We start from the raw sequence: 15,333 nt of genomic DNA, 5'->3' as shown, positions 1-15,333 counted from the left end.
CAAAATGTAGGATTTATGTCTGATTTCTGAACAAGCGATCGCACGATAGCGTCATCGCTTTCTTTTGCATAAAGAAAATAGTTCTAGCACCTCTGTTTGCTAAAGTAATTCTAAGGCGCGTGAATTTCCAAACAATCCAGAGGCATTATAACTATGAGAATACTTCATGGCACCTGGATACCAAACGAGGAAACTGACTTTATTCAGTCAGGGTCTTTTTACTTGTGGGTAGAAACTCAATTATCCCAAAAAAGTCACACCAATAGTCAAAAAATTCATCCTGGACATTTGGTTAAATCCGAATTAATCGCCTTTTTAGTACAGGAATTGGGAATTAAAGAACACAATACTCAATTTGTCCAACGCATATCTCCTAAATACTTTGCCTTACCAACCACCAATAATCAGCCCCTACCTTCACCAGAATTAACCAAGTATTTAGAAATCGAGTTGACTGACAGCTATGAAGAATTGCAATACTGGCAGGTAGATTGTTATGAAACAGTAGTATCTACAAAAAATGTCACAGCACTTAATATTATCAAACTACTTAAAGATATCCATTTTTTAGCAATATATAATGCGGAGAAGTTTCAAATTGGTTCAGATTTATTATTTTGGTATCATTACACTCAAAGTTTTAAACAAGTAATCCTCAAAGACCAATTTATTCCCGCACTAAAATATCGACAGTTATCATCGGAAAATCCGAAGAAAAAAGGCAAAAGCAAGACTGATAAAGCAGCATTTGAAATTTATGCCACCTGGGAAATTATTTCCGAACAATATGAAGCAAATATTCTTAAATATATTGACTATATGCCACTAATATGTGTGGCAGGTAAAGCAACAGTTAGTTATCCTATTGAGTTTTTTGATCGAGAAACACTATTGCGTCACTTTTCCGAATATGTACTTGATGATTTAGTGACTCACACTCCATCTACAGCCGCTTTTGACAAACAAATTGCTGATTCTCTAATTGAATCTTGCTTTTATCCTAGTCAGCATAATCCACTAACAACAAATACTGCCCTCAAGGAATATCAGCAATGGTTGGTGTGGAAAACTAAAATTACCCGCACTCAAGCTGATTCACCTTTTCATCTATGCTTCCAGTTACATTCTCCTGATAATGAACAAATAGACAATTGGCAAATTCAATTTCTAGTAGCCAGTAAACAAGATCCATCCTTCAAGTTAGCGTTAGCAGACTACTGGACAATGAATCAATTTTCCAAAACTGCTGTACATAAAGATTTTGGTAAAAATTTTGAAACAAATTTACTGCTGAATCTGGGTTATGCCGCCAGGATGTATCCCAAACTATGGCTTGGGTTGGAAACAGCGAGTCCAATCGCAATGCAACTTAGCTTAGATGAAGCATTTGACTTCCTGACTGAAAGTGCTTGGGTGTTAGAAGACTCAGGATTCAAAGTAATTGTACCTGCTTGGTATACTCCCACTGGTCGTCGTCGCGCCAAAATTCGTCTCAAAGCATCGGGTAGCAAACTTGCTGCAACGAAAGGGGAAACAAAAAGCTATTTTGGCTTAGACTCACTGGTGGAGTATCAGTATGAGTTGGCAATTGGGGAGCAAACTGTCACACCTATTGAATGGGAACAACTGATTAATGCTAAAACTCCCCTAGTGCATTTTCGCGGTCAATGGATGGAATTAGACCGGGATAAAATGCAGCAGTTACTCGAATTTTGGCAGTCCCACGGTGAAGAACAACCCAAGATGACCTTACTGGAGTTTCTACAACGCAGTGCTGAATTGGGATCAGAATGGGAAATTGAACATGACGAAGCTTTGTCAGAGATGATAGCAAAGCTACAAGATAAAAGTCGCCTAGAACCAATTTCTGAACTTGATAATCTGCAAGGCACACTCCGAGAATATCAAAAGCGTGGTGTTTCCTGGCTACAATATCTGGAAAATTTGGGATTAAATGGCTGTTTGGCAGACGATATGGGTTTAGGTAAATCCGTGCAGGTGATTGCCCGATTAGTGCAAGAGAAGGAGTTACATGAAGCTCTGAAAGTAGGAGAAAAGATTACTTCTTTATCTACCCTGCCCACACTATTAATTGCCCCGACTTCTGTTGTCGGCAACTGGCAGAAAGAAATTGCCAAATTTGCACCTCATTTAAAAACTATGGTGCATCATGGTAGCACTAGGCTGCAAAATCTAGCTGATTTCAAAGCTGCTTGTCAACAAAACGATGTGATAATTAGCTCCTTTACTCTAGTTCGCAAAGATGAAAAGTTATTGAGCAGCATCGAGTGGCAACGTTTAGTACTGGATGAGGCACAAAATATTAAAAATCCAAAAGCTGCCCAAACTAAAGCTATTTTAAAATTAAGAGCTAAACACCGACTGGCATTGACAGGCACTCCTGTAGAGAACCGCTTACTGGATTTATGGTCAATTTTTAATTTTCTCAATCCTGGTTACTTGGGTAAAGAAGCCCAGTTTCGGAAAATCTTCGAGATTCCGATTCAAAAAGACAATGACCGCGTGAAATCTGCCACCTTGAAAAAACTGGTAGAACCTCTAATTCTGCGAAGGTTAAAAACTGACCAGTCTATTATTAATGATTTGCCAGATAAAGTGGAACAAAAACTCTACACCAACCTGACCAAAGAGCAAGCATCGCTTTATGAAGTGGTGGTACTAGATGTGGAAAAACAATTGCAATCAGCAGAGGGAATTCAACGCAAAGGATTGATTCTTTCAACCCTGATGAAATTGAAGCAGATTTGTAATCATCCAGCCCAATTTCTGCAAGATGGGAGCGAATTTTCACCATCAATCACTACTCAAACAGATCAAGAAAAAGCGCACAGAAAGGTATTGACGCTATGACTGATATGGTAGAAACAATTGACAATCAAATTAGCGTTATTTCTGATATTCGAGATTTTGTTAAAGGCTTTAAAGAAAAGAAAATCACTATTCAAGAATTTCTTGATGGCCCAGTTTCTTTACGCTCCACGGACGAGTCAATTATGGAAGATATTCTTGAGCAAATGTTGTCAGAGTTAATTAGATAGTAAAATAATTATTATTGAATAATATTTGAAAATCCTAACGTAACAGGATTATTCAAAAACTCCTGCTCTTTCAATAATAAACCATTCATGGTATAAAACTGCTAAAAAAAATTCCTCTCCCTTCAAGCGATCGCATACCGCCATAAATCCAGAGAAAAAAGGATCATCTTCATAGGTAGTATCAGACAGAAAAACAGTTACAGAGTTGTTATCCATACTCCAGATACACCGGATTATGGTGATATTAGGATGATGTGATTTATCTACAGGTAATAATATCGGACATCCTTGAACTGACAAAAATTCTGGCTGTTCATATCTGAGAACTGATTCCCAATCCTCTGGCCCTTCATGTTTTTCAATAATCCTATCCCATCTAACTGCCTTAATTTTTTCTAGGCTTTCTGCTGATAAGTCTGATAATTTCATAAAAAATCCAAAGCCTTACCCGTCGCGGCTCCGGTACAGGTACCACCCATTAGAAAGATGAGTCCGGTTCTCCAGCCTTCAATCGGGCCACCGCTCCACTGCAAACTTTTTTGATTGAACCATACCAGCACAGAGAAAACAGAAATTCCAACTACTGTATTGATGAGCGCAAAAATTCTTGGTGTCAACTCAGTCTGCCGCAGTATTAGCCACTGTCCCAGCCAGAGTATTGCACCCAAAATGACAGAGGCGATCCCGCTCATGACCAAATGATCTGGATATTTGAACGGATCTAGCGTCATATTAATGATCAATGGCACAAATATCAGCGCACAGAGCAAAAAGCCAATGAATAAGCCAGCAACACTTATCAGGCTCCAGTAGCGACCGAGATAACCAAGACGGAATTCCAATATCCACTCTTGTACGGGAAGCATTGTGATGTAAAACGCAATTCCTGCACTAACGTAATCGAGCATTGGACTAACCTAAGACGAATTGAAGCGATTATTGCTCAAAGGTTTCTCGCTCGCGGCGATCGCCTAGCCAATAAATACCCCATGTAAAGCATAGGTGGGCTTAAATACCTATTATCTACCATACTTTACATGCAGTAGACTTTACCCGAATTTCTCACGCATAGTGTAGGCTTCAGGGGAAGAGGAGTGTGGGGAGTGTGGGGGGTAAGACTTCTTCCCCATCCTCCCACACCTCCCACACCCCTTGGATTTCTCACAAGTCAGAAATCCAGGTTTAGACTTTCAGACCAGCAGCGATCGCACTTTGCACTGACCAAGCTAAATGTTCTTGGCTCAACGAATCTCGGATAAGCCAAAATGATTCATTGAGTCAGCAGTGCGGAGATTGCCTGATTTGTAGTAATTCAGGCATCGAAGTTAAGAATATTTGTATGTTAGGTTGAAGGTAAGGAATTGGAGAAACGGTTACACAACAGTTGTCAGTGATAAATATCTATGTATTATGAACCTAAATTGTCTATTAATTCTTCTATAACTAAACTTTTGGTTTCTTCGGGTAAATAATCAAAGACTTTTTTTAAAAATTCTGGAGACGCATTTTGAGCAAACCAGTCATCACTAGGATTTTCTTGAATATTCAAAAAATACTTTAACCGTTCTTCTACAGCGTCTTTATCTGGTTTATCTAATTGTCCAATTCTATCTAACCAATTGGCCGATGAATCTTTAAAGCAATTAGCATCAACAGTACATATTTGATGAACTAAAGCGTATGAACTTTTATCAAGACCATTTCTACTTGTAGAGTTAATTGGATATGTGGTTGGTAAACCGTTAAATGTTCCTTGGGAAGTCAGGGGAATAACGCAAAACGTTGCTATATATCCAGATTCATCTTGAAATTGATCGCTTGTCCAGATGATATAAGGATGTATCCCTCTGAAAACCCTACTTGAATTAATATTCTCAGTGCAAGTTTGACATTCTACTTCACCTGGCTCATCTAAATTATAAATATGGACATGACCCAGTTTGCAACGAAGAGATACCCTATAGGGATTTATGGAATAGATCCAACCTTGTCTAGGTCTTTGTCCAGCCACTTTACAATCCTAATTCACTGACTAATTTTTCTCTTTCTGCTTGTAGGTTAAGTCTAGCTTTTTCTTCTGGTCTATGGGTATTTTTTGCTTCCAGCATTGGAGCAGTGCTATATACATACTCTAGTAACTGATTCAGTTTATCTGAGCCAGCCCACTCTCTCCGAATATTATCCAGTACAAACTTAATACTGAGAGGTATGTCCAAATCATCTGCCTGAGCAGCTTGATTCACAGGTCTAATATATGTTGCATTATACTGAGACTCTTGAATAATCTCTTTCCCATTCATTTCATTTAAAGCAGCATCTATACCCTCATTCCAAGGGCCAAATTGATAATAACACCAATCTAGATCAGTCAGCTGCTTTCCTGTCCACTTAACAGAGTAAAGATCAGCTAAATACAAAAACTTGATCAGTTGTGTTTTTGTAATATACCCTTTTGTCGCGTAGACAAAATATTTTATTAGTTTATCCAACATGACCTTTCTCTCTGTTTACTGCCACAAAATAATCTAATTAATGAACAAATATAAATGTATATAAAGATTCATAATCCTTTTTATTTAATAAAATATAAAGATTTTATAGAATATTTCTATCGCTTAATTATAGTTGCTTTTTTTGCAATCTTTAACACTTTTTGGCTTGCTCATCGTAGACTACAGTATATTTGTACTAATATAATAGTACACGATTAATGTAACCGACACAATCTTTGACTAAAATCTCATGTGTTGTAAGTGTCTCATAGACTTGTCGCATCTCGCTGAATAACCCTTCGTCACTTTACCATTTCCGTGAACGATACAAAGCACCTTTGACACCAAGCATCCACCCACAATGCTGGAACTTTGAACCTTGCTGCACGGTTGCGGTACTCTGAAAGTAAGCTTAATTTGTGGCGAACCTCTTTCAGAGGAGCTAACGCTAACGCATTTTTATAAGAGTCATCAAACACTTTTTTCCCATTTGGTGTGGTTTTCTTGTAGAAGCCACAAGCGATCAGCTCATGCATTGCCGTAAGCTGATTGTTTCAGCAGGGACTAGGAAAACGAATTCATGGAACGATCGCTTGAACCTGTAAAGCTTGAATTGGATGCATCTTTGGCTTTGATATGAATAATTCAGGCAGAAGGTAGAAGCTCAATTACAGGGGATTCTGACAATAACAGTAATTGTAGACCGTTAAATCTACGATTTAGCAGGGAGCTTAAACCCAATTTAGCAAGGCAAAAAGGCAAAATTTAAAACTTATTCTTTCCTCCAGCAAGAATTACCCTCTGCCTTCTGCCTTGCCGGAGGCAGATAAATCTATCTTTGTAAGTCTACTTGTTGTGTTTGAGATTTAGCTAATATTTTATCAATTTGAGTATTAACATCCTCAAAAGTTTGCAATATCTGTGGAGTTAGTTTATTAGTCTGTACCTGACCAGATTGCAAGTTTAAAATTACCTCCCCATTTTTCTGCGAAATAGTTAAATCTCTCTGCTGGGTATTGAAAGCCAAGTCATAAATTTTCCCTTGGATTTTAGTACCATTTTCATTAGACTTACCCCAGATCATGCCAATCCTTTGAGCAATTTGAGTCAGCCGACTGATTCTTTCAAGCTCAAATGTATCTTGATTCATTACTGTCAACGCTTCGGCTGATAATTGCTCACCAGCTTTAAATTGATTGGCAACTTCCACAATGCGTTTTTTGTAATTCTCCGACTTCCCTAACTTATCTGCGGTATTGTACCAATTTCTCAAGTCATCAATGGTAACTGATTGAGGTTGGACTTCTTGGTTGGGTGCGGCTCTGTTTTGTAGTTCAGGAAACGGGACTATAAAACCCTCCACATAATCCCCCAAGGGTTCAAGATGTAGTCCCCACACTTTCCCTTTGCCCGTGAACAGTTCTGGTAATGCTTTGGGTGAGTGCTTTTCCATATCAGCCCACTGCTGTTGATAAACGGGGTCAGCAATCATATCAGGTGTGATTTGATACTGCTTACCCACTCGAAAGGCGACTTGCTTATCAATGCCTGTCGCCAGAGCAATATCCCCTTCCTTAAACCCATACTGTTTGTATGGTTGATAAGCTCTGGTGGTGTGAGTTCGACCATATCCTCTCATCGCATCAATACAAGTATCTACTAGTATTGGATTAGTGTCGCCATGCATCATTAAAGGGTAGTTCATCGGAATCGGTTTGCCTTTGATGACAGGAGGGGCGACATTTTGAACCTCTTGGTTTGGGTGGAATTGAGCGCTTTGTTGAGGCGGGGACAATGCTGATTGAGATGGAGGTTTCAAAAACTGTGGTCGTGTGGCAAAGGAGTTAACTCTTTGTTGATAGTCACTATCTGATTCAATAATTGACCCAAATTTCTTGGTCATGTTCGACAAAGTTTTGGAGGGAATTGAACTGCTGACTAAGTGAAATACTGCTAGACCTTTTTTAGTTTCCCTGATAACATCTTCTGTTGGTACTTGCTGCCATTCAACTTTTTGAGCAGTTAACCATTTAGTTACAGATTCGACTTTGTGATTGTCAACAGTCAAGCCCATGACTCCAAGTTTTTTATTTGATTCTGTCGAAAATAAGAAAGTAGGGCGCTCTTTAATATGATGTAGAATATTCGCACTATTCTCAATCATCTCTTGTTGTTCAGAATTAACTGATTGAGTCCCAAAAGCCTGAAATTCCTTCGTCCATCTCTGGGGATATTCAACGGTATTAGGGTCAATTTGAGCGCAAATCACAGAAAAATTACTTTGAATAATAGCGTTGGCGTGTGTAAGTTGTCCGGTTTTGAGCAGTCCAAGCTGTCTGAGCGCATCTTTGTCTTTTTTGAAGTGCAATACCCCCAAGGGTTCACCATTCAAAAATACAGCATCTCTAGTTTTAGAAGCTGAGGTTTCGATAGTCAGTTTTCGGTAATCTTGATCATTGAATGTCTGACCAGAAAAATCATAAAAGTTAATTTTATTAATTTTGAGGAGATTTCCATTCGGAGATTCACCCAGGACAAAAGCTTGATCTCCAGTTTCAGAGATAGACGTGAGCTTTAACTTTAGAGGATTACCATTTTTGAGATAATCAATTTGTTTCAACTGAAGGAGCGAATCACTGTCTAACTCACCCAGAGTTTTGCCATCAAGTTTGATTTTCACTGTTTTGTCAGTCACGGGCACAGTGCCAAATTCTAAGTTGACCGATTCGGCGTTGAAAACAAGTCCTGCATAAGAGAAGTTCTTGAGTTCACGGATAGTAATTTCAATCGGCTCGTTTCCTGGTAGTCCAATAGTTGCTGATGCTGTGGCAGGTTCTACCCCAACCATACAAGAGAGCGCTTTTGTACCAATGGGAAGCTGTGCAGTTCTGGTTTCAAGCATGGCGAATTCCTTATATTCGCCGTCACTATCCTGGACAAACATTAGCCTGGAAACATGGCGCTCATGCCCAACTGGGTGGTGAGAAGCTCTGATTTCTATCGGGTGTTTTTCGGTGGGATTCCAGTCTCGACCTAAAAATTGATTCGCTTCATTATTCAGTGTGACTAACTTCGGTTCGGTAAATTGCAATTTATCTAAGCGAGAGATAATCTCATTAGGGAAAGCAGCGAAGGCGAAATTGGAAACTTTTTTAGCGATCGCTTGGGGGTTTGCGTTTTCTTTTCTTGCAACTTCAAGTTCATCTTGGCGGGATGCACAGATATTCCAAGCGGCGGCGGCGGATGCAAGTTTTTCTGACTCTGGGATTTTCGCATAAAATGCTTCTGCTGCATCATTTGCCAAGGCAAAGAGTAGTTTAGTTTGGCTTCTAGTAAGTTCTGGTTTTAGTTCTAGGAGTTTAGCTCCCTGCATGGTCATCCCCGCCTTGAGGTTGTGGTCAGTCACAGATTGTTGGCTAACTGTCCCCAGCTTGCAGTAAGCGGGTTTTCCATCTGACCCAACCTCGTCATCTATCTGTGCAACTGCTAATAATTTATGGGGGCGTTCAAAACTTCTGAATTGTTCTGGAATTTCATCTAAGCGAATGTTCAACGTCTGGGCTTTCCAGATTAGGGGATGCCCGTAACGAGTTAGATTGGTAATTTCCAGTTTGCAAGACTGTGGAGTTTGGATGATTGCTGATGGACCTTTCTCAGTTTCACGCCGTTGGGACATCCGAACCGCAGCGTTGAACTTCAGATCAAATTCGTATTTGGCGGCGATCGCTGCAAATTTTTGCTGTGGTGTAAATTCTACTCCTTTGAATAAGTCTTTAAACTGGACGATGGGACGCGATTCTAACTGTGATTCTTGGAAATATTTATTGCTTTGGCTAATTAATAATTCTACTGGTGAGTAGCCTTTTGGTGTTATCCCCGTGCTTAAATAAACTGAACGCGACTTTTTATCTTTAATATAATTAACATCACGATACAAGTAGCGGCTGTTCTCCCGGATTTTATCCATTTCAGGTTTTTTAGCACTTTTGAATAAATCCACCGCTATTTGGTTTTGATAACATCCCTCACCAATCATTTCTCGGTACATCAGACGGTTAACATCCATCGCCTGTTGAATAATCTCTGGCGTTCTGTTAGGATTCTCTGCTAGAGCTACAACAGATTGCATGAAGGGTTTGTACTCTGCTCTAATTGGTTTGGGCTTCTGGTCATATTCCTGTTCAAATAAACTTTGATAATGGCTATATACTTGCTCTAAATATTCTGATTTTTGTTCTAAAGTACCATAAATGTTTAGTACTTCAATTTCCGATTCTAATGCTTCCAGTGCCGTCACTTGATTGTTAATTATACCCACGCTGATGCTATCGCTCATGTGGATAGCTATTTCTTCAAATGGAGGCTGGCTTCCATTTTCCGAATAAAATGATTGTTTCTTTTCTTTAACAGTAGGACGATAAGCATTTTCAGGCTGGTTTCTGTACTCGGCTTCGGCTGTGAAGTTTGGATATTTACTAGCCAGTGCTACGCCAATACAGTCACCGTCAAAATCTCGCGCTTGCCGTTCTGATTCGGTTTCGATTGGCGCGACTTCATTGGTTTTAAGCCTTGCTAAAATGCGTTTATGATCTTCATCATTGACTACTATAATGCCTTTAAGATTTACCCCAGATGGGGCTAATCTATCATCAACAAGTTTATTAGTGGATACACATAAACCATTAGAGTTGAGGAATGGAGAACGAAAATTAAGAACCTTTTCACCATCATCCATCCAAGGAACACAAATTTCACCATTTTTCAGATATTTGGATGGGATAATCATTCCTCGGTCAAATATTAAAGTTCTCCCAAATGCTATATCTCTCCACTCACTTTGGACAAATCTACTCAGTTCTTGTTTAATTTTTTCAGTTTCTAAAAGCTGATTATGTCCCCCAACTAAATCAGCCTTTATGAGTTTATACATCAACAAATCATCTTTCGGAGATTCATTATTTTCATCGATTATCTCATATTCTCCATCAGCATCATTCGATCTCACTAGTTCTAATTGTTTAGCTAATGAGCCATCACCAGCTTGCTCAGTAATTTGCTTTGATAAAGATGTTTTCTCTGACTCAGTGAAAACCTTACGCTTTTCGTATTTTTCACAGTAAAGTTGTGCAACAATCCTTGGGTCATCCTGATTTTCGGCTAGTTTTTGAGCCTGTGCCTCTAGCTCCTCAGCGAAATCTTTGATCCCTTGAGGGAATGATGCCAGCAGTTGTGATACGGCTGTCTGACCTCGCTCTGACTGCGATTTTTCACCTAACCAGATTTTTTGCTGATATAGCCCTGGCTTAATTTGGGGTTTACTAGCACCATTGGGGTTATCTTTGTCTGTACCTTTAAAACTGGATATGGGAATGATTAAGTCAATTTTGGATTTAATCTTGGGGTCTAAATATTCTACTTTATCTAACTTATATGGTCGTAAAGTCCCTTTGCCAAAACGATATTGGGTATCTTCTCCATCAGCTTCTGTCCAACCAAAGCGATGCTGAATAACATGATAATCTTTATTTTGTTGTTGCTCTGTTTGGGTCAAACGATCATAAAGTTGAGTTGATATCTGTCCATAACAATCGCCCACTAACTTGAAAGCATCCTCATCTTTAATAAATCCTCCATTCTCTCCTGTAATATCATTTACAATTAAAATATTTAATTTTTCATTAATGGAATTTTTACAACCACCTAGAAAAATCGACCCATAAGCACCTCTATCTTTTCTATCGGGACATAATTTATCAATTACTTCTAAACATTCTGGAGAGCCATAGAGGAGTCTGGTTTTAGAAGATAATAAAAGAATATGTCCTTCTGGGTGATTTTGTAAATCTTCTGCTTTACTATATTCATCAATATGTCCGAAAGAAAACTCTTGATCTGGAAAATATGATTCTAATAGGGTATTATCTATTTTCTCAGTTAAAATTGAATCAGGATTATTTTTGTCTACGTCATCATGAATCCATTGATTTATTCTCGTGTCAAAGTGTTTAAATTCAAGAGTCATAAGACTTGGAGTTAGTTAAATTTTTATCAATCTTGTGAGGAATTAATCATGTCAAGAATAAAACGCTGGATAAATATGAACTGTAAAGAATTCAATTCAGATGGAACCTTAAAAGATGAAGTAAGGCAACAAAAAATATCTACTGGCTCAAATCCAGCAGCAGTCGATGACTATGCTCGTAGATTGAAAGAAGAATATGACGAGTGGAAACATCTAGACGAAACCGACCCAGAACCTTGGCCTGTCTACACGGCATACGACTTCTTCACCCCAACAGAGAAAACACAGTTTAACCCTGACGGTTCTGTTAAACAGGAATACTTTGAATCTGAGCTTAAAAAAGGTACAAGCCTTGGATGGTTAGAGGAAATGGAACGGCGTAAGAAAATTGATGTCGATAACTACAATCGAGTATCAGCCAAACACGCTGAAATGGGTATCAATTTCGGTCAACAGGAAATGCAAGAAAGGATTGGCACTAGCAGAACATACGTCCAACGTCGTCAGCAGATGAAGCAAGACCTGCGTAACTTTGAGCCGGAAGACAGTTTGCCTTTCGACAAGGACACAGCATATTAGGCGGGAGCGATGCCAAGTGAGTGATAATATAAGCTGAAAGCATTATCAAACAAAGCTCTCAGCTTTTTAATGGCATCCTTTTATATCTGCAATTGCTCCCCTTGCACTGAGCATAGCCTCTCCAAGAGTTGTATTGCGACTGGGCGAAAAAGCGGATTGTTTGGTTAATTGGCTTGCCGTTCTATAGCTGGAGGGATTACCCCAGGCGATCGCACAATTGACTTGTTGGAAGCGGCGGCAAGGAACGCAAACATCCCTAGAATAGCAAAGGACGTAATAATCACTTGCTGTACGGATGCAAAGACCGACTTTTCTTTCTCCTTTTGGACAGCGATGCGATTGAGCCTCTGTTGATATATGGAGAAGTACAGATAATTCAAAACTTGTTCGCATAAGGCAGGGTCTTCTCCTTTTTGGACTTTTTGACACAGGAGAATTTCTAAATGCTCTTTACGGCGATCGCTTGTAGACAAATCGCGCTCGTCCCACAGTTTTGCCTGGGTTGTATCTAAAGGTCTATTAATACCTAATAAAGTCATAATTATGTCCTCACTTGATTTAGGAGTTTGTTGAGGGAACAGGTGTAATCAACAAGTCAATTACACCCTAATGTGCTTTTTGAAAAATGGAACTCATACCTAACTTAAGAAGTTTAAATATGCTTTCTAAAAAGAACTAGCTACGTTAGTACTGAAAAAATCGGTACTGTAGTAGCTAGTAAAGTTTGAGAATGTATGCTATATTTCCCATTCCAAATCTGGTTGTAGAGATGAGGATAAAACCTGTGCCTTGGGTAATAGTTGGGGTGTATCTGGCTCCAACGGGTTCGTCCCATCTTGGAATATTTCTTGTGCCAGAGTCCGCCCATCTGAGTCAATGTCACTACTCAAGAAATACTCCAAAACCTGCGGTGTAGCACCATCAATTGCTGCTTGTGCTAGTAGGGATTTGATGAATTGGGGAGATGCCTCACTATCAGCTAGTACCTTCAAGGTTTGCTCGGCATCTTGGATGGTCATTTTGGAGATATCTTTAACTCCAACTTCGTCCCAGACATCCCCAAAATACTGTCGATATTGCTGATTGAAGTCTTGCTCTTGGGCAAATCGTGATAATTCTTGTACCTGCAAATGTGTCATTTCAGCCATCTTAATTTGCCAATGTTAATTGTTCGCGCTTGTTACTGTTAGAGCGATCGCACTTTCAGATGAGGAAAGGTGCAAGTTGAAGCATATCTCTTACCAAGAGAGGCTTTTACGATGTTAGACAGAATATCTGTCTAACATCAAGTGCAAGATATGAACTACACTCTATTGATAGAAGTGAGATGATTAACTGCTGGAGAATAAGAATCTGGTACTAATTTCTGTTTGCGCTCATAGCAAAAATTTTCATCCAGCATTCTCACATAACTAATATGAGTTGCCCAAACATCAGCCAGTCGCTCACCCAAGCCAACGGTATCTAATGATTTGGGAATAACTACTCCACCATTCCAAACGATAGGGATGCTTTCTGTTTGAAAATATTGTGTCAGTTCTCGACGCACAAACTCACCAGTACCACCACAGATGAGAACTTCGTCTAATGGTACATGGTTTTTGACCCAGCGCAGCAATGCTCGACAGTATTCATCCCGAATCACTTCTAAAACTGATTTAAACAACTCTAAATCCGAGTTAATTCCTGATGGTGTATTCCTACGTGACAAATTTCGTAATGCAGTGAAATTACCTTTACTTGCTTCCACTAAAGCCGCCGCTATACACGGATCATCTTTCGATAGTCCTACGCTAGTACGTTCGACAAACTTTTGTAACACCCAATTCATCCCCAAGTCTGTCGATTCTTTCTTTGCTACTTTCCCTTTTTCTGAAAGGGTAAAACTGGCATTACGATGACCCAGCATTAACAATCCTATATTTTTTTGAGAAAATACATTCCCTAGAGCGCGATTTCTGTAAGAAATAATACCTGTTCCTTCGGGAAGAATTTTGAAGCTGTTGACCTTAATTTTCATTCTTCCCGTTGGCGTTATTACTCCTTGTCTATAGTTCAAGACAAACTTTTTAGCCAAATCTTGTACATTCTTCTCTTCTCCAGGTGGTAGCAAAATTTGGAGAAACATTTCGTGAATATCTACATTTATTTGACGTTTAGCTAGCCACAACAAACCAGCAACCTTTGATAAGGCATATTCAGACTTCAAATCTTGCAGTGCCGCAGTTCCAGCAAACTCTCTTTTTGCAATACTCCCTAAGACAGAATATTCCTGACCAATTCTCACCCAAGCGCTATCATCAGGCAGCGCATCTACAGTTAAATGTTTGGTTGAACCCTCTCCTACATCGGCAACTTCTGGACTCATCCACAATGCAAATGGTACTCCCGCCGGATAAATCTGAGCGATCGCTTTGGTTGAACTACCCCCCAAGTCTGCCGTCAGTATAAACTGCACGACTTGGCTTGATTTGTCCTGATTAGTATTTGTAGTTGTCATAAATTTTTATTACCGTTTGTTTCGTCAAATCCCAACAATTGAGTAGCCATTAATAAGTCTGGTGTCATTTTCAAGTCCATTAATCCCAAATCATCATCAGATAGTAAGGATTCTTCCTGCTGACTTGTTTGCTCTAGTTCCTCTTGTTCTTCTTTCTCTTTGCGAATCACATTTGTTGAGATTGGCAAGCTTTTTTCTAAAATCGATGATTTGTTCTGCTCTATTTGTTGTGGTGGCAAAATCGCACTACTATCTACTTCAAAAGAATTAGAAACCTTTTGCATTAAAATTCTAATCTTTACTAGCTTTCCTTCCAATTCCCCAATACTGGACAAGCAAGCTTCAATAAATTCCTCTTTACTTACCTTTCCCACTAATGCTTCTATTAGCCAGTAACTTGTCACTGCTTCCATTGTCAGTTCACCTGCCGACTTTTTTGATCGATGATTCACCAAGTATTCAATAGTTCTTCCATCCCAAGAATCATGTCTCCGTTTTACTCTTGGCAGTTCAACGTCTTTGCTTCCCTGTTTGTCCATTTTTAAAAATCAGTACAGTTGTCTTATTGTTTACATTTGCAATACTTGATACAAAAATGAGTATTGCGGGTAGTCTAAATGAGTATTTAGGCGGAGAAATCCCCCTTTTTCTCTCAATTGCGTTTCCACTGTGTTTTCACTG

General features: G+C 39.2%; 13 protein-coding genes. 3 read left to right on the top strand and 10 right to left on the bottom strand.

What is annotated here, in order from left to right:
* Nucleotides 1-153: 153 nt before the first annotated feature.
* Nucleotides 154-2,871, top strand: coding sequence for a DEAD/DEAH box helicase (locus NLP_RS31615; RefSeq protein WP_234017396.1), 2,718 nt, complete (start codon nt 154-156; stop codon nt 2,869-2,871).
* Nucleotides 2,868-3,059, top strand: a complete 192-nt coding sequence (locus tag NLP_RS31610) for a hypothetical protein (RefSeq protein ID WP_104910157.1) — start codon at nt 2,868-2,870, stop codon at nt 3,057-3,059. Before NLP_RS31615 ends, NLP_RS31610 begins: the two co-directional genes overlap by 4 nt.
* A gap of 48 nt (nt 3,060-3,107) precedes the next feature.
* Here NLP_RS31610 and NLP_RS31605 read toward each other — a convergent pair whose 3' ends face one another.
* The 6 genes from NLP_RS31605 to NLP_RS31580 all read right to left on the bottom strand — a co-directional run bounded on the left by NLP_RS31605 (nt 3,108) and on the right by NLP_RS31580 (nt 11,573).
* Nucleotides 3,108-3,488, bottom strand: a complete 381-nt coding sequence (locus NLP_RS31605) for a hypothetical protein (protein WP_104910156.1) — start codon at nt 3,486-3,488, stop codon at nt 3,108-3,110.
* Nucleotides 3,485-3,967 (bottom strand): hypothetical protein, encoded by a 483-nt coding sequence (locus tag NLP_RS31600; RefSeq protein WP_104910155.1) that lies wholly within the window; start codon nt 3,965-3,967, stop codon nt 3,485-3,487. Before NLP_RS31600 ends, NLP_RS31605 begins: the two co-directional genes overlap by 4 nt.
* Nucleotides 3,968-4,467: 500 nt before the next feature.
* A complete protein-coding gene (locus NLP_RS31595; protein WP_104910154.1) occupies nt 4,468-5,070 on the bottom strand; it encodes a type II toxin-antitoxin system PemK/MazF family toxin in 603 nt (200 codons plus the stop codon).
* A gap of 1 nt (nt 5,071) precedes the next feature.
* A complete protein-coding gene (locus NLP_RS31590) occupies nt 5,072-5,551 on the bottom strand; it encodes a type II toxin-antitoxin system antitoxin SocA domain-containing protein (RefSeq protein ID WP_104910153.1) in 480 nt (159 codons plus the stop codon).
* Nucleotides 5,552-5,853: 302 nt separating this feature from the next.
* Nucleotides 5,854-6,087, bottom strand: coding sequence for a hypothetical protein (locus tag NLP_RS31585; protein WP_104910152.1), 234 nt, complete (start codon nt 6,085-6,087; stop codon nt 5,854-5,856).
* 296 nt (nt 6,088-6,383) lie between these two features.
* Nucleotides 6,384-11,573 carry a hypothetical protein gene (locus NLP_RS31580; protein WP_104910151.1) on the bottom strand — a complete coding sequence of 1,730 codons (5,190 nt, stop codon included), beginning with the start codon at nt 11,571-11,573 and terminating at the stop codon, nt 6,384-6,386.
* A 48-nt stretch (nt 11,574-11,621) separates the two neighbouring features.
* On the opposite strand from NLP_RS31580, the gene NLP_RS31575 reads away from it, so the two are divergent.
* Entirely contained in the window at nt 11,622-12,152 is a 531-nt protein-coding gene (locus NLP_RS31575) for a hypothetical protein (RefSeq protein WP_104910150.1), read from the top strand.
* A 164-nt stretch (nt 12,153-12,316) separates the two neighbouring features.
* Here the strand turns inward: NLP_RS31575 and NLP_RS31570 are convergent, their stop codons facing one another.
* The 4 genes from NLP_RS31570 to NLP_RS31555 form a co-directional block, all read right to left on the bottom strand.
* The gene (locus NLP_RS31570) at nt 12,317-12,691 is read right to left on the bottom strand and encodes a hypothetical protein (RefSeq protein WP_104910149.1); all 375 of its coding nucleotides are present in this window, start codon (nt 12,689-12,691) and stop codon (nt 12,317-12,319) included.
* A gap of 198 nt (nt 12,692-12,889) precedes the next feature.
* A complete protein-coding gene (locus NLP_RS31565; protein WP_104910148.1) occupies nt 12,890-13,300 on the bottom strand; it encodes a hypothetical protein in 411 nt (136 codons plus the stop codon).
* Nucleotides 13,301-13,455: 155 nt separating this feature from the next.
* Complete coding sequence (locus tag NLP_RS31560; RefSeq protein WP_104910147.1) at nt 13,456-14,652, bottom strand: ParM/StbA family protein; 1,197 nt, start codon at nt 14,650-14,652, stop codon at nt 13,456-13,458.
* Complete coding sequence (locus tag NLP_RS31555; RefSeq protein ID WP_104910146.1) at nt 14,649-15,191, bottom strand: hypothetical protein; 543 nt, start codon at nt 15,189-15,191, stop codon at nt 14,649-14,651. Before NLP_RS31555 ends, NLP_RS31560 begins: the two co-directional genes overlap by 4 nt.
* Nucleotides 15,192-15,333 lie beyond the last annotated feature (142 nt).

The sequence above is a fragment of the Nostoc sp. 'Lobaria pulmonaria (5183) cyanobiont' genome, from assembly GCF_002949795.1.
In the GTDB taxonomy this organism is placed as follows: Bacteria; Cyanobacteriota; Cyanobacteriia; order Cyanobacteriales; family Nostocaceae; genus Nostoc.
This window is presented reverse-complemented; position numbering and strand designations above follow the sequence as displayed.